The sequence below is a fragment of the Pseudomonas sp. MH10 genome (assembly GCF_034353045.1).
Classification (GTDB): Bacteria; Pseudomonadota; Gammaproteobacteria; order Pseudomonadales; family Pseudomonadaceae; genus Aquipseudomonas.
In genome coordinates this window covers 1,757,278-1,779,551 of the sequence record NZ_CP133783.1, presented here as the reverse complement: position 1 = coordinate 1,779,551, position 22,274 = coordinate 1,757,278, and the positions used below count along the sequence as shown (strand labels likewise).

The following is a 22,274-nucleotide window of genomic DNA, read 5'->3' as shown; positions in this document are numbered from 1 at the left end:
TCGTTGTTTTGTCGGACCTTTCTCCATGAGCTTCAGTCCCCTGATTCGCCAATTGATCGATGCCTTGCGCACATTGCCGGGTGTGGGTCAGAAAACCGCCCAGCGTATGGCCCTGCAATTGCTGGAGCGTGACCGCAGTGGCGGTTCGCGTCTGGCGTTGGCGTTGAGCCAGGCCATGGAAGGCGTTGGCCATTGCCGATTGTGTCGCACGCTCACTGAAGATGACTTGTGCCCACAATGCTCCGATGTGCGCCGCGACGACACGATTCTGTGCGTGGTCGAAGGTCCCATGGACGTTTATGCCGTGGAGCAGACCGGTTACCGTGGCCGCTACTTTGTGCTCAAGGGGCATTTATCGCCCCTTGATGGGCTCGGTCCTGAGGCTATCGGCATACCGCAGTTGGTAGCGCGCATTGAAGAGCAGGGCTCGTTTACCGAAATCATCCTGGCCACCAACCCCACGGTGGAAGGCGAAGCCACGGCGCATTACATTGCCCAGTTGCTGAGCAACAAAGGCCTGATCACCTCGCGGATCGCACACGGCGTTCCGCTGGGCGGCGAGTTGGAATTGGTTGACGGCGGCACGTTGGCGCATTCGTTTGCCGGACGTAAGCCCATCGCGTTGTAGCTTAAGAAGGTGCCAAAGTATCGTTAGGAGCCAACGTGTTGGCGAAGCCGGCACGGCTCTGGGGTTTCATTGACATAGTTGATAGCAAACTGTGGGAGCAGGCTTGCCTGCGAAGAGTCCGCCATCGCGCCGCTGATGTCGACCTGAAGCCTGGGTCGCCTGCATTGACGCTTTCGTTGGCAAGCCAACTCCCACAGAGACTTTCGGCAAAGACGGAATAGGCGGCACTGAAAAATTCTATCGCAGCCTTCGGCGGCTCCTACAGAAATTTCTGCATCGCCAACACCCTTCGGGAAGGGGCGCTGCAACCTCAACACGAAGTGTCACTTAGCAGCGCGCAATCCCCACAGGTTTATTTGTCCGACAGCGAAAAGTTGGTCAGGCAAAACGTCGGGATGTTCATGTCTTCCAGGCGCTGTGAGCCACCCAGTTCGGGCAAGTCGATAATCGCCGCCGCTTCATAGACATGCGCACCCATGCGTCGAATCAGGTTGGCAGCTGCAATCAAGGTGCCACCGGTAGCGATCAAGTCATCGAACATCACAATCGAGTCGCCGTCGCACAGGCTGTCTGCGTGTACTTCCAAAAAGGCTTCGCCGTATTCGGTCTGATAACCTTCGGACAGCACGTGTGCGGGCAGTTTGCCTTGCTTGCGGAACAGTATCAGTGGCTTGTTCAGTTCGTAAGCGACGATGGAGCCAATCAGAAAACCCCGTGCGTCCATCGCACCGATATGGCTGAAGTCGGCTTCGATATAACGTTGGACGAAACTGTCTATCACCAGGCGCAGGGCTTTTGGCGATTGAAACAGCGGGGTGATGTCGCGAAAGATGATGCCGGGCTTGGGAAAGTCCAGCACAGGGCGAATAAGGGATTTGAAGCTGAATTCGTCGAAAATCATCGAGAAGATCCTGGGCAGGGCGTTAGACGCTAGTCTAACGCTCAGCCGCCATGAATCCCACGTTTCAGCCTTCCAGCGAACCACCGGCCAGTGCGCAAAGCTGGATCGGATCAAGGATTTGGATTTCCTTGCCTTCGGCAGAGATCAACGCACTGCCCTGGAAGCGGGTAAATACCCTGGACACGGTCTCTACCGCTAGCCCAAGGAAGTTGCCGATTTCATTGCGCGACATGCTCAAGCGAAATTGATTGGCGGAGAAACCGCGAGCATGAAAACGCGCCGACAGGTTGACCAACAATGTGGCAATCCGCTCGTCAGCGGTCTTTTTCGACAAGAGCAACATCATTTGCTGATCGTCACGTATTTCCCGGCTCATGATCCGCATTAATTGCCGACGCAACTGTGGCAGTTGCACCGACAGATCATCGAGACGTTCAAAGGGGATTTCGCACACGGAGGTGGTTTCCAGCGCCTGGGCCGAGACCGGATACGCCTCGGTATCCATGCCGGACAAGCCGACCAGTTCGCTTGGCAAGTGGAAACCGGTAATTTGCTCTTCGCCGCCGTCGCTCAGGCTGAAGGTTTTTAGCGCGCCGGAGCGTACGGCGTAGACCGAACCAAAGGGATCACCCTGTCGAAACAGAAACTCACCCTTTCTCAGTGGGCGGCCTCGTTTAACGATTTCATCGAGGGCATTCATGTCTTCCATATTCAATGAAAGTGGTAGGCACAAAGGGGCGAGGCTGCAGTCCTTGCAGTGGGCCTGACTATGAGCGCGCAGTTTAACTGGCTCTGACATCGCAAAAAATCCTTTTGGGAAACACGCATTAGTTGTGAGGGTAACTCAGCGTGAGTAATTCTTGCCAGCGCAGATGTAATCTCTTGAGACAGTTAATGCGATTATTCACTTTACTTTGAATTAAGTTTCTAGAACTTCAGTCGATATACCGTAATCGCACAGTTCGTCAGGAGCATATACAAGTACGACGCCCCCGAAGGTGCGTCGAGCCGAGCAGTGGTTTGGGTAGGCCAAACGGAGGCAGCAAGGTACTGCAAACTCTGCGTCCGCTAGGGGGTGACGGAGAGGGAAGGGTGCTGCCTCGTCGTGGGCCGAGGCAGTGATTAGATCACTCTGGAGAACAATTGGCGGTTATGGGGGTTCAGGTACGCGTCGAACACCATGCACACTGAACGTACCAGCAGCCGTCCTGCAGGCAGAACGGTTATGCCCACCTCATCAATCGCGATGAGTCCGTCATTGGCCATGGCATCGAGTTGCGGCCAGACGTCCTTGAAATAACCTCTGAAATCAATATTGAACGCATATTCGATGCCCGCGAAGTTCAGGCTGAAATGGCAGATCAATTGTTGAATGACCGCTCTGCGCACACGATCGTCGGCGTTGCACAGCAAGCCGCGTTTGGTCGCCAGTTGATCGCTGCCCAATAACGTCTGGTAGTCGTTCAGATCGCTGCTGTTCTGGCTGTACAAATCGCCGATCTGACTGATAGCCGAAACGCCCAGGCCCACCAAATCACAATGACCGTGGGTGGTATAGCCTTGGAAGTTACGTTGCAGCGTCGACTCTTCTTGCGCGATGGCCAACTCGTCGTCCGGTAGGGCGAAATGGTCCATCCCAATGTAGCGATAGCCGGCGCCGGTCAACTGATCGATGGTGCGCTGAAGCATTTCCAGCTTGTGCCCGGCGGAAGGTAAGTCGTCAGCGTTTATCCGGCGTTGCGGCATAAAACGTTCTGGCAGGTGGGCGTAGTTGAAGACAGACAGGCGGTCCGGTTGCAGCGCGATGATTTCATCGACGGTGCGGGCGAAGGAGTTAGGCGTCTGTTTTGGCAAGCCGTAAATAAGATCGATGTTTACCGAGCGAAATTGCAACGTGTGCGCGGCATCGACAATAGCTCTGGTTTCTTCCAGGCTTTGCAGACGATTGACTGCGCGCTGGACGTCCGGGTCGAGGTCTTGGACACCGAGGCTGACCCGGTTGAAACCGAGTTCGCGGAGCAGGCCCATGGTTGACCAATCGGCTTCCCGTGGGTCGATCTCAATGCCGTAGTCGCCGGAGTCGTCATCGAGCAAGTTGAAGTGCTTGCGCAGATGCGCCATCACTTTACGCAATTCGTCATGGCTGAGAAACGTCGGCGTGCCGCCACCAAAATGCAGCTGTTCGACGAGCTGTCGAGGGTCAAGGTGACAGGCGATCATCTCGATCTCCTGCTCCAGGTGCTGCAAATACGGCAGTGCGCGGCCACGGTCTTTAGTGATGACTTTATTGCAGCCGCAGTAATAACAAATATTCGCGCAAAACGGCACGTGGACATAAAGCGACAGCGGGCGCAGGGCCTTTCGGCTGTCGCGCAGGGCGTGCAGCAAATCGAAAGCGCTGACCTTTGTCTGAAATTGCACCGCTGTGGGGTAGGACGTATAGCGCGGCCCCGCCAGGTCGTAGCGGCGAATCAGATCGGAATCCCAATGGATGGCATCGAGCATGCGGACATTTCCCCGAAAAGGCTGGCAGTGTCCGAAGTCTAGGGAGGTGTCGTTTTGTTGGTGTTGATATACATCAAACAGCAGTGATTTCGTGCCTAGCCTAGTGACCCATCAACCAATGCTGATGTGGCCCCGGCAAGGTCCAGAGGCCAAACAGAATGACGAGCACGCCACCCGCCATGCGCACGCCACGTTTGCGCAAAATGGCCGTGGTGCGCTCAGCGGCCAGGCCCGTGGCGAGCAGCACCGGCCAGGTCCCGAGGCCAAAAGCAAGCATCAGCAATGCGCTATCAATCGCGTTGCCTTGGCTGGCCGACCACAACAGCGTGCTGTAGACCAACCCGCACGGCAACCAGCCCCAGAGCGCGCCCAGCAGCAAAGCACGAGGCAGGCTCGACACCGGGAGTAATCGGCTGGCAACCGGCTGTATGTAGCGCCACAGGCCGCGACCGAGGCTTTCGATACGGGTCAGGCCGCTCCACCACCCAGCAAGGTACAGGCCCATGGCAATCAGCAGCAGCGCAGCGATCACCCGCATGACCATCGCGCCGGGGCTGTTGGCGACGGCCCAGCCCGCCATTCCAATCAGCAAACCGGCGGTGGCGTAGCTGAGGATTCGTCCGACGTTGTACGCCAGCAACAGGCGAAAGCGACGGCTGCGTTGTTCTTTGGGGATCGCCAGGGTCAGTGCGCCCATCAGACCGCCGCACATGCCCAGGCAATGACCGCCGCCGAGCAATCCAAGGATCAGCGCCGACACCAACAGGGGCGCCAGCTCAAGCATGGGGTGGTTTCTCGTCGTGGTTGTCGGCGTTTTCAGTGTCAGGTGCCGGCTTGTGGGCGTGGGCTTGTTCCATGGCGGCCAAGTGCTGTGGGTCTTGGTCGTCGAACAAAACGCTGTGGGCCGGGCCGTCGAGGTCGTCGTACTGGCCGCTGTCTACTGCCCAGAAGAAGATGTATACGGCGACCGCAACGATCAGCAGCGCCGCTGGGATCATTACATAGAGAGCCGGCATGATGCCTCCGAAGCCGGCTGCCGAATCATGTCGGCAGCGGGCGGGTTTTGAAGTGCGTTGCCTGGTCCGGCATCGCTTTTGCGCGGGTCAGGCGCAAAGCATTGAGGACCACGGTCAACGAACTGATGGACATACCAATCGCTGCCCAGATTGGAGTGATCCAGCCGAGGGCGGCGAAGGGCAACATGAGGCCATTGTATAGAGTGGCCCACATCAAGTTCTCAACGATTACCCGACGAGTGCGCCGTGCCAGCGTGAACGCTTGAACCAAGACCTGCAAACGATTGGATAACAGCACCGCATCGGCGCTGGTCTTGGCCAGGTCGGTGGCCGAGCCCATGGCGACACTGATGTCGGCGGCCGCGAGCACCGGTACATCATTTACGCCGTCACCGAGCATCATCACCTTGCGGCCCTGTTGATGCAGTCCTTGCAGAATTTTGAGTTTGTCGTCTGGGCGCAGTCCGCCGTGGGCTTCGTCGATGCCCAGTTCGGCGGCAACGCTGGCGACCATGGGCGAACTGTCGCCGGACAGTAGCAAGGTTTTCCAGCCCCGTGCCCGGCACGCTTCAAGTAGCGCGGGGGCGTCAGCACGCAAGCGGTCGTCCAGGACAAACCATGCCAGCGCACCCTGAGTGTCACCGAGCAACAGCCATTGGCCTGCGTCATCGGGCATCGCTGGAATACTGCAACCGCTGAGTTCACAGACGAATGCGGGCTGACCGATGCGCACGCGCTGTTCGCCAACCACACCTTCCAGACCCAATCCCGGTGAGCTGTGGACATCTTCTGCGGCAACCGGCGCCCGACCGAAGGCCCGGGCAATCGGATGTTCCGAGCGGTTCTCCAACGCTGCCGCCAGCCCCAGGCACAAATCGGCGTCCAATCCCCCAAGCGGCAGTATCGTGCGCAACGCCAGGCGCCCTTCGGTGAGGGTCCCGGTTTTGTCGAAAATCACTGTGTCGATTTGATTCAGGCCTTCAAGCACATGCCCACGGGTCAACAAAAGCCCGAGCTTGTGCAATGAGCCGGTGGCGGCGGTCAGGGCAGTCGGGGTTGCCAATGACAGCGCGCAGGGACAAGTCGCGACCAGCATGGCCAGCACAATCCAGAACGCTCGCGACGGATCAAGCTCCCACCAAACCAGGCCAATGACGGCCGCTGAGAGCAATGACAACAACAGAAACCACTGGGCGGCGCGGTCGGCGATTTCCGCCAGGTGCGGTTTTTCGGCTTGGGCACGTTCCAACAAGCGGACGATGGCCGAGAGCCGGGTGTCATGCCCCAACGCCAGCACCTGCACCGTCAATGCGCCCTCGACGTTGAGTGTGCCTGCGGTGACCGAATCGCCCACGCATCGCGGTTGTGGCAGGTATTCGCCGGTCAGCAGCGATTCATCAATGCTGGAAATGCCTTCGAGAATTCGCCCATCCGCCGGCAATACCGCGCCGGGGTGTACCAGTACACGGTCCTCAAGACGCAGCTCGCTGAGCAAAATGCGCTCGCTTTGCCCGTCGTCACTGAGCCTCAGGCAAGACGCGGGTAACAAATTAACCAACTGCGCGGTGGCTGCTGCGGTGCGTTCACGTGCGCGCCGCTCAAGGTAGCGCCCGGCCAGCAGGAACAGCGCAAACATACCGACGGCGTCAAAGTACAACTCGCCGACCCCGGTGATGGCAGTCCAGATCCCGGCAATGTAGGCACTGCCAATGGCCAGCGACACCGAGACATCCATGGTCAGATGCCGGGTGCGGAAATCCCTAATGGCGCCGCGAAAGAAAGGGGTGCAGCTATAGAACACGATGGGGGTTGTGAGGAACATCGCGACCCAGCGCAAGATGGTGTGCATCTGCGGGCTGAGGTCCATGTTGAATTCGGGCCAAGTGGCCATAGTCGCCATCATTGCCTGGAACCACAGCAGGCCAGCGACCCCAAGTTGGCGCAAAGCGAGGCGGTTTTCACTGGCAAGTTGCTCGGCGGCTCGGTCTGACTGATAGGGGTGCGCGGCGTAACCGATGCTGCGTAATTCACTGAGCACTTGGCTCAATGCCAGTTGGCCGTCGGTCCAGCGAACATGCAGCCGATGGTTGGATAAATTCAATCGGGCTTCAGTGACGGCCGGCAAACTGAGCAAGTGGCGCTCAATCAGCCAACCACAGGCAGCGCAACTGATGCCTTCCATGAGCAGGGTAGTTTCGACTTGCTCGCCTTCATGGCGCACGAAGGGCGCTTGAATATCGGGGCGATCATACAGGGCCAGTTCGTCGATCAATTGCACCGGCAATTCAGACGGGTTGGCCGACGCTTCGCTGCGATGGCTGTAGTAGCTTTCCAGGCCGCCCGCGACGATGGCCTCGGCCACCGCCTGGCAACCCGGACAGCAAAGTTCGCGGGTTTCCCCGAGTACAACGGCAGTGAAGCGCTTGCCGATCGGAACCGGCAACGCGCAGTGATAGCAGGGAGTGGGGGTGGACATGGATCAGTTTTTCATGTCTTCCGCGCCTTGCAACGGTTCGTCGCCCAGCGTCAGGTCTTTGTCGTGGTTGATTTGCTCTTCTTCGAACAGGCGCCAGGTCTGACCTTGCTCTTCACCGAGCACTTCAACAAATCGCCGGCCTTCGATTTTGTCCGCCAACTGACCGATGTAGCGACCTGGCTCCGAGGCACTGCGGGTCAGGTCAACCTTGCGGTCCTTTTCAGGCTGGGTGGGCGAGATCAGGTTCAATTCCAGTTTTTCTGGTTGGCTGTTGCCGGTCAGACGCAGTACGGTTTCACCGGTCACCTCGTCAAGGTGTATCGCGGCGTGCATTTTCATGTTCTGAGCCAATATTTCACGGTCCAGTGAACGGTTGATGCCCTTGCCAGCCTCGTAATAGTTATCGTTGACCAAGTTGTCCGGATTTTTCACGGCGATGGTGACCATCGCCAATGTGAGCGTCGTGGAAAATGCAAGGATACCGATGATGATCCATGGCCAGATGTGCTTGTACCAAGGGCTAGAAGCAGTTGCTACGGGCATGACAATTGTCTCTTATCGAATTTGTGGGCCAATGAAACGGCTCATTGCTTGAACCTGGGTGCCACTGTTGTCGGCGTCCTTGAGGGTGAAAACAACCTCGTTGGTGCTCGATGGCAGTAAATCCGGCGCGCTCGATAACTCGAACGGCATGGTGAAAATCTCACCGGCGGCCACCTTGAACTCGCGGCGACCCTGGACTTTCAAGTCAGGCAACCCGGATGCGTCGAGCACATAATTATGGTCGATTTGATCCTTGTTCATGACTTTCAGGCTGTAGACGTTTTCGATCCGTCCTTCAGCATTTTCCCGATAAAGCACGCGATCCTTGCTGACGTCAAAACCGACCAGTGATCGCATGAAGAACGCGCTGGCCAGCAACCCCATCATGATCAACAGCACCACGGCATAACCGATCAGCCGAGGTCGCACTTTATTGGTTTTTTGCCCTGACAAGTTGTGTTCAGTGGTGTAACTGATCAGCCCGCGGGGGTAGTTCATTTTATCCATGATCGTGTCGCACGCATCAATGCACGCCGCACAACCGATACATTCGAATTGCAGGCCGTCGCGGATGTCGATCCCGGTCGGGCAAACTTGTACGCACATCGTGCAATCGATGCAATCGCCTAATCCTTGCGCTTTGTAATCGACGTCCTTTTTCCGCGTGCCGCGCTTTTCACCGCGACGAGGGTCATAGGAAACGATCAGGGTGTCTTTGTCGAACATAACGCTTTGGAAGCGCGCATACGGGCACATGTAGATGCACACTTGCTCGCGCAGCCACCCAGCGTTGCCGTACGTGGCGAGGGTGAAAAACCCTACCCAGAAATACGACCAGCCTTCTGCCTGCCCCGTGAAGAACTCAATCGTGAGTTCCCGAATCGGCGCGAAATAACCCACGAAGGTCAGACCGGTAACGAAGCCAATCAACAACCAGAGGCTGTGCTTACTGGCTTTGCGCAGGAGCTTGTTGGCTGACATCGGTGCTTTATCGAGCTTGATCCGCTGGTTGCGATCACCCTCGGTAACTTTTTCACACCACATGAAGATCCAGGTCCACACGCTTTGCGGGCAGGTATAACCGCACCAGATGCGGCCGGCGAACACGGTAATGAAGAACAGACCAAACGCGCTGACGATCAAAATGCCCGAGAGCAGAATGAAGTCTTGGGGCCAGAAGGTTGCGCCGAAGATGTAGAACTTGCGCTCAGGCAAGTTCCACCAGACGGCTTGGTGGCCGCCCCAATTCAGCCAGACGGTGCCGAAATACAACAGAAACAAACCAGCGCCGCCGGCCATTCGCAAATTGCGAAAAAGACCGGTAAAAGCACGCGTGTAGATTGTTCCCCGCGAAGCATAGAGGTCGACAGAGTGGGTGTCGTTTTTAGACGGCGGAGTCACGTTGTGTACTGGAATCTGATTGCTCATTAGTGCGTCCCACGGCAGTGGAAAAATGCCTCGGCCAGTGCATGCCGGCCGCGGTCAGAAGTAGTGTCATCAAGGCGCCAATGATACGCCTGTGAACGTGGCCCAAGTGTGCGACCTTTGGTCGCGTTGGGCTAACGCGAATGTTGGTGTAGGTGATCTGGGTCAATGAATGGATGAATTATGGTCGGTTTTGGTAGGAGGGTAGAGTAGTTAGACGGAGGGCAGTGTTGAGTTCTTCGCAGGCAAGCCTGCTCCCACGGAATCGAGATCAGTCGACACATCTGTGGAAGTTGGCTTGCCAACGAAAACGGCCCCGCCAATTCTCACTGGCGGGGCCGTTGGGTGGTGCGTTCACGCTTTACTCGACGGTAGCAGCCTTGTCTCCATGGGAGAGGCTGTAAACGTAAGCGGCCAGCAGGTGAACTTTGTCGTTGCCTTGTAGCAATTCCTGAGCAGGCATCTGGCCCTGGCGGCCGTAACGGATGGTCTGTTGCAGTTGTGCGAAGCTCGAACCGTAGATGAACGCGGCCGGGTGCGTCAGGTTAGGAGCGCCCATGGCTGGGGTCCCTTTACCTTCTGGGCCGTGGCATGCAACACAGTTGGTGGCGAACAATTTCTGCCCGGCCACCGGGTCTGCGTTGGAATCGGCAGGCAGTTTGCGGCCATCCAGTTGTGTGGTGACGAATGCTGAAACGTCACGCACACCCTGATCGCCAATCACCGGACCCCACGCTGGCATGACCGCGTGACGGCCACCCATGATGGTGGTCTTGATGGTTTGCGGGTCGCCGCCCCAGCGCCAATCTTCGTCAGTCAGGTTAGGGAAACCGTAAGCACCTTTCGCATCGGAACCGTGGCAAACCGAGCAGTTGGAGGCGAACAAGCGGCCACCCATCTTCAAGGCTTGCGGGTCTTTGGCGACTTCTTCGATGGGCATCGACGCGAATTTGGCGAAGATCGGACCAAATCGAGCATCCGACTTAGCCATTTCCTTTTCCCATTCGTGAACACCTGTCCAGCCGGTTTGCCCGTTGGCAAATTCGGTTTTCTTGTCGTTGTCCAGGTAGCCATAACCTGGCAGCAAGCCTTGCCAGTTGCCCAAGCCTGGGTACAGCGCCAGATAGCCCAGTGCAAAAATGATGGTGCCGAGAAACAGCATGAACCACCACTTCGGCAGCGGGTTGTCGTATTCCTCGATGCCGTCGAAGGAATGGCCCACTGTTTCTTCTGTCTGTTCGCTGCGCTGCCCCTTGCGGGTCGACAACAGCAACCAGGTCAGGGCGAAAATGGTACCCAAACTGAGGACTGTGACGTACAGGCTCCAGAAAGTAGTCATTCTTTGTTACTCCTGGACGCTTGTTCTTGCTCGACGTGCTTGATGGCTTCGGGATCATCCGCGAAGGGCAGCAAGGTTGCCTCGTCAAACTCGGACTTGCGTCGTCCGCTAAATACCCACAGTGCCAGACCGATAAATGCCACCAGCACAACGACTGTGCCAAGGCCTCGAATCATCCCGATATCCATCACTATCACCGTTTGCTTTTGATGATGGTGCCAAGGCCCTGAAGGTAAGCGACCAACGCATCCATTTCAGTTTTGCCTTTGACGGCAGCGCTTGCACCGGCGATGTCTTCGTCAGTGTAAGGAACGCCGAGCGTGCGTAAGACTTCCATTTTTTTCCCGGTGTCTTTGCCGTCGAGCTTGTTTTCTACCAGGAACGGGTAGGCAGGCATTTTCGACTCAGGCACAACGTTGCGGGGGTTGTATAAGTGGGCGCGGTGCCAGTCGTCAGAGTAACGCCCGCCGACACGGGCCAAATCAGGACCGGTACGCTTGGAACCCCACAGGAACGGGTGATCCCAAACGCTTTCACCGGCGACTGAATAGTGACCGTAGCGTTCTGTTTCAGCGCGGAACGGGCGAATCATCTGCGAGTGACAGCCGACACAGCCGTTGGCGATAAAGATGTCGCGGCCTTCGAGTTCCAGTGCCGGGCGTGGCTTCATGCCCTCGACTGGCTTGTTGGTTACATCCTGGAAGAACAACGGAACAATCTGGGTCAGGCCGCCGATGCTGACGGCAATGACCATGAAGAAGGCCAGTAGGCCAATGTTCTTCTCGAGAACTTCGTGTCTCATCAGTGAGCTCCAACTACAGCGATCTGAGCGGCGGCTTCAGCTTCAACCGGGTCCGAAGCGCGAACGGTGCGCAGCACGTTGTACGCCATGAACAGCATGCCGCTGGCGAAGAAAGCACCGCCAATGGCGCGGACGATGTAGCCCGGGTGGCTGGCTTGCAACGCTTCGACGAACGAGTAGGTGAGGGTGCCGTCATCGTTGATCGCACGCCACATCAGGCCCTGAGTAATACCGTTGACCCACATCGAGGCGATGTACAGAACGGTGCCGATGGTTGCCAGCCAGAAGTGCGTGTTGATCAGGCCAACACTGTGCATCTGCGGACGACCGAAGACTTTCGGGATCATGTGATACAAGGCACCGATCGAGATCATCGCCACCCAGCCAAGCGCGCCGGCGTGTACGTGGCCGATGGTCCAGTCAGTGTAGTGAGACAGCGAGTTGACGGTCTTGATGGCCATCATCGGGCCTTCGAAGGTCGACATGCCGTAGAACGCCAGGGAGACCACCAGGAAACGCAGGATCGGGTCGGTGCGCAATTTATGCCACGCCCCTGAAAGGGTCATCATCCCGTTGATCATGCCGCCCCAGCTTGGCGCCAGGAGAATGATCGACATCGCCATGCCCAACGACTGAGCCCAGTCGGGCAATGCGGTGTAGTGCAAGTGGTGCGGACCGGCCCAGATATACAGAGTGATCAGCGCCCAGAAGTGCACGATGGACAAGCGATACGAATAGATCGGACGCTCAGCCTGCTTCGGAACGAAGTAATACATCATTCCCAGGAAGCCCGTGGTGAGGAAGAACCCTACCGCGTTGTGGCCGTACCACCATTGAATCATTGCATCCGTCGCACCGGCGTACGCCGAATAGGACTTGAAGAATGACACGGGCAGCGATGCGTGGTTAACGATGTGCAACATCGCCGTCACGAGAATAAACGCGCCGTAGAACCAGAGGCCCACGTAAATGTGTTTGGTCTTGCGCTTGACGATGGTGCCAAAAAACACAATCGCGTAAGTAACCCAGACAATAGCCAACAAAATAGCGAGAGGCCATTCCAGTTCGGCGTATTCCTTGGTTGTTGTATAACCCAGCGGCAACGTGATGATTGCGCCAATGATCACTGCTTGCCATCCCCAGAAGTGGAAAGCAGCCATGCCATCGGAAATTAGTCGTGTCTGGCAGGTTCGCTGCACGACGTAATAAGAAGTGGCAAACAATGCACATCCACCAAAGGCGAAAATCACCAGGTTTGTGTGCAATGGGCGTAAGCGTCCGAAAGTCGTCCACGGCAAACCCAAATTTAAATCGGGCCATACAAGCTGCGAGGCGATAAAGACACCAAGCCCCATGCCAAGGATCCCCCAGACCACCGTCATGATGGCGAACTGGCGGACTACCTTATAGTTATAAGCAGTCGGACTGATTGCTGTGCTCATTCTAAGGTTCCACGGTTGGAGTATTTTTTTGAATAAAAAAGCGGTCGCAAGTATGGAGAAAGCAGGTTTTCATTGCAACGCGACCAAAGCCTTGCAACTGCTCTCTGAAGCTGATTCTGCGGCCGTTACAGCATGGTCAGAAGGCCGGTTGGCATCCTGAAGAAATGCTGAAGTAGACATACAAAGTAACGGTTCCAAGCCGGTGAAATGTAGTGCGCAGCACGAGAAACTACAGAGCAATACCAAAGTCAACGGCGAAGAGCCGTTGTACTGGGCGTTTTGCGCGCAGTGTCGAACAATCTGCAATGCACAGGCGTATCACTTTTTTGGTGACCTACTGTTGGCGGTCCACTGTGCGACGAAGCTTAGTCCTGAATGTCTGGGGTGGGAAGCTGTTCCCATAATGGGTGCGACACTTGGTCGCGGAAAATAAGAAAACTGCCGCTCCTGTCCAGGGAGTGGCAGTTTCTTAGCCTTTAGGTGGTTCTCGTTACAAAAACCTATTTTGCCTTGGCTGTTTGTTCCCCAGTTTGAGCACTGTCTTGCGACAGGCTGTAAACATAGGCGGCCAACAACTGCACTTTGTCATTACCTAACAGGTCGGTTTGCGCAGGCATTTGGCCCTGGCGTCCGTAACGGATAGTTTGTTGCAATTGCGCCACGCTGCTGCCGTAGATGAAACCGGCGGGTTGAGTCAAGTCCGGCGCACCCATTGCTTGAGTGCCTTTACCGGCAGGGCCGTGGCAAGCAACGCAAGTGGTGTTGAACGTTTGTTGGCCCGCTTCTATGTTGGCGCTGTCGCCTGCCGAACGTGGCAAACCGGCAAGACCGTGACGAACATAAGCCGCTACGTTCTTCACGCCTTCGTCACCCAGAATCGGACCCCAGGCTGGCATCATCGCGATGCGGCCGCCCATGATGGTGGTCTTGATGGTGTCGGGACTGCCGCCCCAGCGCCAGATTTTGTCCGCCAGGTTAGGGAAGCCGTAGGCACCCTTGGCGTCCGAGCCGTGGCACACCGAACAGTTAGACGCAAACAGACGCCCGCCCATTTTCAATGCCTGTGGATCTTTGGCGACTTCTTCTACCGGCATGGCCGCGAATTTGGCGAAGATCGGTCCGAACTTGGCGTCAGCCTTGTCCATTTCCTTCTGCCATTCGTTGACCCCGGTCCAGCCATTTTCATAGCCAGGCAAGACGCCCTTCCAGTTGCCCAGGCCCGGGTAGAGGATCAGGTAACCGATTGCAAACACAATCGTCCCGGCAAACAACATGAACCACCACTGCGGCAGCGGGTTGTCATATTCCTCAATGCCGTCGAAGCTGTGCCCCATGGTCTGATCGGTGCTGCCTTTGGTTTCGCCCTTACGGGTGCCGACCAGCAACCAAGTGAGGGCTATCAGCGTGCCAATGGTCAGCACGCAAATGTAGGTGCTCCAAAAAGTTGTCATGGCTTACCTCTTGCTCTTGATCGAAGTGCCAAGCACTTGCAGGTAGGCTACTAGCGCGTCCATCTCGGATTTGCCCTTGACGGATTCGACGGCCCCAGCGATGTCGCCATCGGTATATGGCACGCCAAAGTTACGCATGGTCTTGAGCTTGATTTCGGTGTGGCTGCTGTCGAGCGGCGTCGTTACCAACCATGGGTAGGCGGGCATTTTCGATTCCGGTACGACGTTGCGCGGATTGTACAAATGCGCGCGGTGCCAATCATCCGAGTAGCGTGCGCCAACCCGTGCCAAATCCGGTCCGGTGCGCTTGGAGCCCCACAAGAACGGGTGATCCCAGACGCTTTCACCGGCTACTGAATAGTGGCCGTAGCGTTCGGTTTCAGCGCGGAACGGCCGAATCATCTGCGAGTGACAACCCACACAGCCGTTGGCGATATAAATGTCGCGACCTTCAAGTTGCAGCGCGGTGTAAGGCTTCATACCTTCCACCGGTTTGTTGGTCACATCCTGGAAGAACAGCGGCACAATTTGCGTCAGGCCACCGATGCTCACAGCCAGCACCATCAACAGCATTAACAGGCCAACGTTTTTCTCGATTACTTCGTGTTTCATGGCGAACTCCTCAGGCCATTTGCGCAGCGGCGATGGCTTCGGCAGGCACTGAAGCCCGCACGGTGCGCCATGTGTTGTAGGCCATCAGCAGCATGCCGCTGAAGAAAATTGCGCCACCAATCAGCCGCACTACATAACCAGGGTGGCTAGCGACCAGGGTTTCGACGAAGGAGTAAGTGAGCGTGCCGTCTTCGTTGACTGCGCGCCACATAAGGCCTTGAGCAATACCGTTGACCCACATCGAAGCGATGTACAACACGGTGCCGATGGTTGCCAGCCAGAAATGCGCATTGATCAAACCCATGCTGTGCATTTGTGGACGACCGAAGATCTTCGGAATCATGTGGTACAGCGCGCCAATCGAGATCATCGCTACCCAGCCAAGAGCGCCGGCGTGTACGTGGCCGATGGTCCAGTCGGTGTAGTGGGAGAGGGCGTTGACGGTCTTGATGGCCATCATCGGCCCTTCAAAGGTCGACATGCCGTAGAACGCGAGTGAGACGACCAGGAAGCGCAAGATCGGATCGCTGCGCAACTTATGCCAGGCACCTGACAACGTCATCATGCCGTTGATCATGCCGCCCCAACTTGGCGCCAGCAGAATCAGCGACATCACCATGCCCAACGACTGTGCCCAATCCGGCAGCGCGGTGTAGTGCAAGTGGTGAGGACCGGCCCAGATGTACAAGGTGATCAATGCCCAGAAGTGCACGATGGACAAACGATACGAATACACCGGACGTTCGGCTTGCTTGGGAACGAAGTAATACATCATCCCCAGGAAGCCTGCAGTCAGGAAAAACCCTACTGCGTTGTGCCCGTACCACCACTGCACCATGGCGTCTGTCGCCCCGGAGTAGATCGAGTAGGACTTGGTCAGGCTGATCGGTACTTCGAGGTTGTTGACGATGTGCAACAGAGCCACGGTGAGAATGAACGCACCGAAGAACCAGTTACCGACGTAAATGTGCTTGGTGGTACGTTTCTTCAACGTGCCAAAAAACACGACGGCGTAGGCCACCCAGACAATGGTGATCAGGATGTCGATCGGCCATTCCAGTTCAGCGTATTCTTTGGAGCTGGTATAACCCAGCGGCAAAGAGATGGCAGCCAGTACGATCACTAGTTGCCAACCCCAGAACGTAAACTGCGCCAGTTTCGGCGCAAACAGTTGCGTCTGGCAGGTGCGTTGTACTGAGTAGTAAGAAGCTGCGAACAGCGCACACCCACCAAAGGCAAAAATCACGGCGTTGGTGTGCAAGGGGCGCAAGCGCCCAAACGTGGTCCACGGTAAGTCGAAGTTAAGTTCGGGCCAAACCAATTGCGCGGCGATAAATACACCGAGCCCCATTCCGACGATCCCCCACACCACCGTCATAATGGCGAATTGGCGGACCACCCGATAGTTGTAGGCGGTACTGTTCGTTGTAGTCATTTAGGTGTGTTCCTATCTTGCTTTGTTCGCAACAGAGCTCCGGAACAGAGCTCCGGGTCATAGCGCCGAGTTATTCAGATGGATCAAAAGCGAGGCAAGCATGAGCAATGGGCAAAGGGCCGGTATTGACGAGGATCAATGCGCGCAACTGATGTACGACAATGGTTGGCTATGGACGCCGGCCTTAAAGCAGGTTGAACGCCCAGCGGCGACCCTGATTTTGGCTCATGGCGCGGGGGCGCCAATGGACAGCGATTTCATGAATGGCATAGCGCAGCGCCTTGCAGCGCGGGGCGTTAACGTCGTGCGCTTTGAGTTCGCTTACATGGCTCAACGGCGTATCGATGGCCGTAAGCGCCCGCCCAATCCGCAGGCACAGTTACTCGACTGCTGGCGGCAGGTCTACACGCAGGTGCGACCACAGGTCACTGGCCATTTGGCCATTGGCGGCAAGTCCATGGGCGGCAGGATGGCCAGTTTGTTGGCTGACGAATTGAGCGTGGATGGATTGGTGTGCTTGGGCTATCCGTTTTATGCTACCGGTAAGCCGGAAAAACCCAGGGTGGCGCACTTGGCGGCATTGAAAACGCCAACGTTAATAGTTCAGGGAGAACGGGATACGCTGGGAAATCGGCACACGGTGGAGGGGTATACAGTGTCCGATGCCATCAGCCTTTATTGGCTGGCGACCGGTGATCATGATTTGAAGCCGTTGAAGTCGTCGGGGTTTAGTCACGAGGAGCATCTGAACAGCGCGGCGCGAGCCGTTGAGACGTTCTTAAGCCACCTCTGAATACCCGGCGCTGACTGCGCAACAGGTAGGCCCTTAACCAAGAGCCCACCTGTTGTTACAGCGCGTTATGCTTATTTTTTGATCCCGAAGCAGTTCAACTGAAAGTTATTCGACACCAGATCTACGCTGCCACTGTCCAGGTTAAAGGCTCGGGAGTTTCCCAGTGAGCCGCTGGAGACTTGTTCATTCGTCCACCAACCCCAGCCATTGTTCCAACCGAATAGTTGGCCTACAGCCGGACTTTCCCCGGCATACACGGCGCGAAGCTGTTTGAAGTCGTTTGCATTCATCGAGTGAACGCCTTGCTGATCGCAAAAAGCCCGATAGCCGTAGAAGTCCTTGCGTACATCCGGGAACCCTACAAACACTCGCGCGCCCGACGTTGTCAGTTGGTAACTCGCGGTCGCACCCAATGCATCCGTAGCCGTGATAGCCGTTACACCATTGCCTGCAGCGGTAACCTTGCCATCCTGATCAACGAGCGCCACCCGAGGGTCGCTTGATTGGTATTGATAAGGCGGCTGACCACCGGTGGCGGCTCGAGTGTAGATCGCACTGATCGGTGGGTTCGCGGGTGGTCGTCCTTCGAACACTACATAGCCCGCCAGCGCGAGCGCATAATCGGCGCCGAGGTTCAAAGGTGGCGCCAACGCCTGCACTTGAAACGTCGTCGCTGTTGATTCCACGGGTGCGGCTACACCACGAGTGACGTTATAGGTGACCCCGGCCGACGTACCGGCACTGCCCACGGCGACCGACTTGGGCACCGTAAACGTGATCGCCCCGGCTTCCCCCGCGTCCTGAGGCGCGGTCGTATGGGAAGAACCGCCAACCCACTTCACGATAATGCTGTCCTTGCCATCAATGCCGGTGTAGCGAGGGACCGATACCTGTACGCCGGAATCGGGGACGTTTTCCGGGATTAAGTTGTTGTCTGAGTCCACACCGGCGACGGTGGGTTTGGGTAGCAATGTCAGGCCCGGAGCACCAACCTTCACGATTAAAACGTCCGAGAAGAGTGTTTGATTGCCTCGTTCCACCGTGTAAGAAACTTTCACGTTGCGGTTCAGGTTAGCGTCCACATAGGTTTTTTTGACACGAAAAACGACTTCCTTGCCGGACGTGCCGCTGTTGAGCGTAGTACTCGTGCTGTACACCCCGCCCGAGGACGTGCCATCCCAATGCAGAATGACTTTGTCCAACGGCGCCATGCTGGTAAACGGCTGAATACGTACTATGGCTTCCAGAACGAGGTCATCCGGATCGAGTACGCCATCGGCACTCAATCCATCGACATTCGCAGGTGGCAGCAGAGCGCTCTCGTCTGCGCTGACTTGAACATGCAATGACGGTGACTTGAAAAACGCCCGGGCAAAGGTAGTCACCGTGTAATACAGCTCAAGCGTGCCGCCTGCCAATGCGCTGACTTTTTCGTCAGGGATCAAAAACGCCAGCGGCACCCCAACATCGTCGCTATTGAGATTCTTGACCTCCTCATGAATCACATTGGCGCCGCTGGCCGTCTTACCCATCCATACCAACGTCACGTCGTTGCCGTCGGCCATGAAGTAATACGCCGGAACCAACGTGATGACGTTGTGTGCGGTTGGGTCAAGCACGCCGTTGTTCTGCTCGGCCGCAGGCAGCTTCGGTGGCGCCAAGACTTGGGTTTCACCGACGACCGTCAAGGGCAAGCTTTTGGAACGGAGTTCTTCGCCGAACTCTTTCGTAACCTTGTACTTAAGCCGCGCGCGGCCTTGGGCGATCGGCGTGAATTGCTCGTTGGGAATAAAGAACTCTACAAACCCAACAGACGTACCCACTGGTTTGGTCGAGACATAGGGTTCCAGCGCCATTCCTTCGGCAGTGTTGCGCTCGAGCGTTAGGGTGATCTCGTCTGCGGGGTTGTTGCCTGGATAAGACAGCACTAGCGCCTGAACATCGGCACCGGCCAGAAGGGTAAGGTCCAATTCCAGGTTGACCGCTTGTGGAGCGACTGGCGCGGGCAGGGTGGAATTGCCGGCTTCTACTTCGACGTAGGTGGGGAGGGAAAAGCGTGACCAGTTGTTCACAACGTCACGAATGTCATAACGCACGAGGATGCTGTCGGAATCTCCGGCTTCCAGAATGATTTCTTTGCTTACTGGAATCTGAACAGGCCGGTAAAGCTGTTCTTTGGTTAGTGGCGGAAGTGTTGTTCTTAAGCCATTCCAATATAGAGCCACGCTGTCGCCGACTGTCATATTTTCATAAGGGTCGATGGTGGCCACCACTCCATCAGGTGTCGTTATCACCCCTACGGCCATTACAATCGGACGAATTAAATTTTCATGTTGATACGGACTTTCTGGATCGGGATCTCTACCGCCAGGTACGGTTAATTTCACCAGTACAAAGAGTGGTTCCGATTTTTCTGGAATCACGCTTGGAAAAGGGGTGAATCTATAAAAGACTTCAATTAAACCAGGTTCGATGAAATAAGTTGGGACGTACAGAGAAAAAATGCCATTGGTGTCAGGGGCACTAGGGGAATGCACGTAGGTAGCGACGGGGTCATCGCTGCTTCCCCAATATAGTTCTATTTTATCCTTTTGAGACAGTGCGATGGGTCCTACTAAGACTTCTAGAGCTTTAGTCGGATCAGCAATATCAACATCACCAATACCACCATCGTTGTAACTAAGGATTTCTGGCAATGGAAGTGCAGCTTTTATTTGTATATTCATTGTCAAGCCTATGTGTGTTTTTTTGTTTTAATTGAGGTGAGCCTTTTCGACCCACCCGTGTAAGTTTTATTAGCTGCAGCTACCGCCGATGCGCATGTCAACATAGACACTAGCGGTGGTGGAGTTGCCTGTTCCTTTATCACTGGTGATCTGGAAGTACGCTTCAGCGTGACCCAGGCAATGATTGTCAAGTGCCCGGCGATCAACTACAAAGTGATATCCATTGATAACTTGATCCTCAGTGAGTGGTTGCGAAGTGTGTGTCCAGCTGAATTCCAGGGCTCCGCCCACAAGATCAGAGTACGCCTCGTAAGTGAAGTGGATTATCTGGCCTTTGTTAATGTTTACGTAGGGTTTGATAAAGACGGGTGCGCCAAACTCAGCCAGTTCTCTGGTAATAGCGTTGAGGTTGTTAAGTGCAGTGAATTGTGGTGGTTCCGCGCCATCGGAACCACCGGGAAGTTCATCTTTTGAGCGTACGATAATTCCCTGTTGCAAGGACGATGAAGTGTTCGGGTTGTTGGCGGCCGTGACTGTGTAATACACCCGAATATCAATGCCAGTCCCGACTGGTTTGAATTTCGTATTAAGCACTTTCAATAAAAGAGGGCGCCCTCCCGCGACGTCAGAATTGGTGATGGTATAGGGTGTTTCAAGAACTTCTTGGCCGCCCCAGTAGAGGGTGATTATTTTCTGAGCATCGAACCCTGCATTCCAGTTAATGATGGCCGTCGCATCAAGCTCAAAATCATTTTCGTCGATGACATTGTCTTCGGCGCTTGGCGTGTTACTGGCGCCCCTGATAGTAGGTTTGTCCATCAAACCCGGTACAGGAAGCTCAATGTTGACCGTGATCTCTAGCTCAGCAGATAGACCTACGACATTGCTACTGCGTATGACGTCATATTTTAATGCAATAGTGCCATTTCCGCCCTGCTCGATGGTAGAGAGGTCAACGTCAAATAGCAAAACGACAGGCTCTCCTAGATCGTCCGTATCTAATGGGAACGGGCCTAATGACACCGGACCCCAATGCAGAGTAATTTCGTCTCCCTCTATAAGGATGGATGAACCGGGAATCTGAACCTCTACGCGTGCCATCGCATCGCTATAGTCGATTAGCCCATCGTAAGATTCTATGATAGGTGGCGGAAGGTCAGGAGTCACTTCGGTCAAGAACAATGGAATAGTTACTTTTCTGGAGGGCAGTGAGATATTGCCTGCGCGATCAGTAACCGTGTAATAGGTAGCTTCCGCGACATTTCCTAGACTCAGAAGAAATGGTTTGTCAAAGACTAAGTCAATTGGAATACTGCCGTCTTCGTCACCTATTAACTTCAAGCTTGGGCCTTGGACGTTGCCCCAGTAAGTTTGAATAATGTCATCTTTTGACAAGCCGGTATAACCAAAAATTTTTCCTGTCAGTTGATTCCCCATCGCGGAAAGTTCGGTAGCAGTTAGGCCGTCTATCGCCTCATCAGGGAAGTTCATATAGCCCAGCTGGTGCGTTCCGGGAGCCGTCCGGTCAACGATGATGGTCGTTGGTGGCGATAAAAAGAAAGCACCGCCAGGGAAACCTACTGTGCTGTGAGTCAGTTCATAGGATCCATCCTGTTTTAATTCCGTACTCACCGGAATGCTTAAGGTAAGAAGCGTGCCTTCAGGAGGCAGGGGGTCGAGCTCCCCAATCTTACCAACAGCTGTTTCGTTTAGATGCAGTTGATAACTGTCCTTGTAGGCCGCTCCGGGCCAGACAGGGAAAGTTACAATTACATCTGTATCAAGATCACTTGTCTTGATTAGGCCGTCGTTGGGATCTGCAACGGGAACGGTTGGTTTTACCAAATTATCTACTTTGGATTTTCGAGGGCTGCGGGCAGTGGGGCGGTGATGAATATTGCACATGTTAGATTTCCTGTTTAGGTGGTGGAGCACGGTTTAGATGATTGTTACGGACAACAGTAAGCTGCAGGTTTTGAGTCGGTGCTCACTGCGTAGCTATTTACAATGTCTGTGTTGATAGAGGCGTATCCCCCATCTGCTATCGAACTAATCGGATGTGAGGCGCCGTGTCAAGAGGTAGTAGATAAATATTTATTTGGGGGCAGAGTCGGGCGATAGTTCTCCTTTATGTCATGCCATGGTGTGAGATTCTTCAATAGGAAGTAACCTGCATTATT

General features: G+C 55.5%; 19 protein-coding genes. 2 read left to right on the top strand and 17 right to left on the bottom strand.

The window, feature by feature from the left end:
• Positions 1 to 25: 25 nt before the first annotated feature.
• On the top strand, positions 26 to 628 hold the full coding sequence (recR, locus tag RHM59_RS07975) for a recombination mediator RecR (RefSeq protein WP_322165081.1): 603 nt from the start codon (positions 26 to 28) through the stop codon (positions 626 to 628).
• A gap of 352 nt (positions 629 to 980) precedes the next feature.
• On the opposite strand, the gene RHM59_RS07970 is transcribed toward recR, so the two are convergent.
• The 15 genes from RHM59_RS07970 to ccoN (RHM59_RS07900) all read right to left on the bottom strand — a co-directional run bounded on the left by RHM59_RS07970 (position 981) and on the right by ccoN (RHM59_RS07900) (position 16,575).
• Positions 981 to 1,529, bottom strand: coding sequence for an adenine phosphoribosyltransferase (locus RHM59_RS07970; protein WP_322165080.1), 549 nt, complete (start codon positions 1,527 to 1,529; stop codon positions 981 to 983).
• A gap of 64 nt (positions 1,530 to 1,593) precedes the next feature.
• Complete coding sequence (gene fnr, locus RHM59_RS07965; protein ID WP_322286356.1) at positions 1,594 to 2,328, bottom strand: fumarate/nitrate reduction transcriptional regulator Fnr; 735 nt, start codon at positions 2,326 to 2,328, stop codon at positions 1,594 to 1,596.
• Positions 2,329 to 2,651: 323 nt separating this feature from the next.
• On the bottom strand, positions 2,652 to 4,034 hold the full coding sequence (hemN, locus tag RHM59_RS07960) for an oxygen-independent coproporphyrinogen III oxidase (RefSeq protein WP_322286355.1): 1,383 nt from the start codon (positions 4,032 to 4,034) through the stop codon (positions 2,652 to 2,654).
• Between the two features lie 100 nt (positions 4,035 to 4,134).
• Entirely contained in the window at positions 4,135 to 4,818 is a 684-nt protein-coding gene (locus RHM59_RS07955; RefSeq protein ID WP_322286354.1) for a sulfite exporter TauE/SafE family protein, read from the bottom strand.
• Positions 4,811 to 5,050: a cbb3-type cytochrome oxidase assembly protein CcoS gene (gene ccoS / locus RHM59_RS07950; protein ID WP_322165076.1), complete on the bottom strand. Its 240-nt coding sequence runs from the start codon at positions 5,048 to 5,050 to the stop codon at positions 4,811 to 4,813. Before ccoS ends, RHM59_RS07955 begins: the two co-directional genes overlap by 8 nt.
• Before the next feature lie 25 nt (positions 5,051 to 5,075).
• Positions 5,076 to 7,526 (bottom strand): heavy metal translocating P-type ATPase, encoded by a 2,451-nt coding sequence (locus RHM59_RS07945; protein ID WP_322286353.1) that lies wholly within the window; start codon positions 7,524 to 7,526, stop codon positions 5,076 to 5,078.
• 3 nt (positions 7,527 to 7,529) lie between these two features.
• Positions 7,530 to 8,069: a FixH family protein gene (locus RHM59_RS07940; RefSeq protein ID WP_322165074.1), complete on the bottom strand. Its 540-nt coding sequence runs from the start codon at positions 8,067 to 8,069 to the stop codon at positions 7,530 to 7,532.
• A 12-nt stretch (positions 8,070 to 8,081) separates the two neighbouring features.
• Complete coding sequence (gene ccoG, locus RHM59_RS07935; RefSeq protein ID WP_322286352.1) at positions 8,082 to 9,497, bottom strand: cytochrome c oxidase accessory protein CcoG; 1,416 nt, start codon at positions 9,495 to 9,497, stop codon at positions 8,082 to 8,084.
• A gap of 358 nt (positions 9,498 to 9,855) precedes the next feature.
• Positions 9,856 to 10,833, bottom strand: a complete 978-nt coding sequence (gene ccoP / locus RHM59_RS07930) for a cytochrome-c oxidase, cbb3-type subunit III (protein WP_322286351.1) — start codon at positions 10,831 to 10,833, stop codon at positions 9,856 to 9,858.
• Positions 10,830 to 11,021 (bottom strand): cbb3-type cytochrome c oxidase subunit 3, encoded by a 192-nt coding sequence (locus RHM59_RS07925; protein ID WP_322165071.1) that lies wholly within the window; start codon positions 11,019 to 11,021, stop codon positions 10,830 to 10,832. The genes ccoP (RHM59_RS07930) and RHM59_RS07925 overlap by 4 nt, the downstream gene beginning before the upstream one ends.
• 5 nt (positions 11,022 to 11,026) lie before the next feature.
• Positions 11,027 to 11,635, bottom strand: coding sequence for a cytochrome-c oxidase, cbb3-type subunit II (gene ccoO / locus RHM59_RS07920; protein WP_322165070.1), 609 nt, complete (start codon positions 11,633 to 11,635; stop codon positions 11,027 to 11,029).
• Positions 11,635 to 13,077, bottom strand: coding sequence for a cytochrome-c oxidase, cbb3-type subunit I (ccoN, locus tag RHM59_RS07915; protein WP_322165069.1), 1,443 nt, complete (start codon positions 13,075 to 13,077; stop codon positions 11,635 to 11,637). Before ccoN (RHM59_RS07915) ends, ccoO (RHM59_RS07920) begins: the two co-directional genes overlap by 1 nt.
• Positions 13,078 to 13,577: 500 nt before the next feature.
• A complete protein-coding gene (gene ccoP / locus RHM59_RS07910) occupies positions 13,578 to 14,528 on the bottom strand; it encodes a cytochrome-c oxidase, cbb3-type subunit III (protein ID WP_322165068.1) in 951 nt (316 codons plus the stop codon).
• A 3-nt stretch (positions 14,529 to 14,531) separates the two neighbouring features.
• On the bottom strand, positions 14,532 to 15,140 hold the full coding sequence (ccoO, locus tag RHM59_RS07905; protein ID WP_322165067.1) for a cytochrome-c oxidase, cbb3-type subunit II: 609 nt from the start codon (positions 15,138 to 15,140) through the stop codon (positions 14,532 to 14,534).
• Between the two features lie 10 nt (positions 15,141 to 15,150).
• Positions 15,151 to 16,575 (bottom strand): cytochrome-c oxidase, cbb3-type subunit I, encoded by a 1,425-nt coding sequence (ccoN, locus tag RHM59_RS07900; RefSeq protein ID WP_322165066.1) that lies wholly within the window; start codon positions 16,573 to 16,575, stop codon positions 15,151 to 15,153.
• 100 nt (positions 16,576 to 16,675) lie between these two features.
• On the opposite strand from ccoN (RHM59_RS07900), the gene RHM59_RS07895 reads away from it, so the two are divergent.
• Positions 16,676 to 17,368 carry an alpha/beta family hydrolase gene (locus tag RHM59_RS07895; protein ID WP_322286350.1) on the top strand — a complete coding sequence of 231 codons (693 nt, stop codon included), beginning with the start codon at positions 16,676 to 16,678 and terminating at the stop codon, positions 17,366 to 17,368.
• A gap of 71 nt (positions 17,369 to 17,439) precedes the next feature.
• On the opposite strand, the gene RHM59_RS07890 is transcribed toward RHM59_RS07895, so the two are convergent.
• Positions 17,440 to 20,094 (bottom strand): hypothetical protein, encoded by a 2,655-nt coding sequence (locus RHM59_RS07890; protein WP_322286349.1) that lies wholly within the window; start codon positions 20,092 to 20,094, stop codon positions 17,440 to 17,442.
• A 69-nt stretch (positions 20,095 to 20,163) separates the two neighbouring features.
• Positions 20,164 to 21,999 (bottom strand): hypothetical protein, encoded by a 1,836-nt coding sequence (locus RHM59_RS07885; protein ID WP_322286348.1) that lies wholly within the window; start codon positions 21,997 to 21,999, stop codon positions 20,164 to 20,166.
• Positions 22,000 to 22,274: the final 275 nt, after the last annotated feature.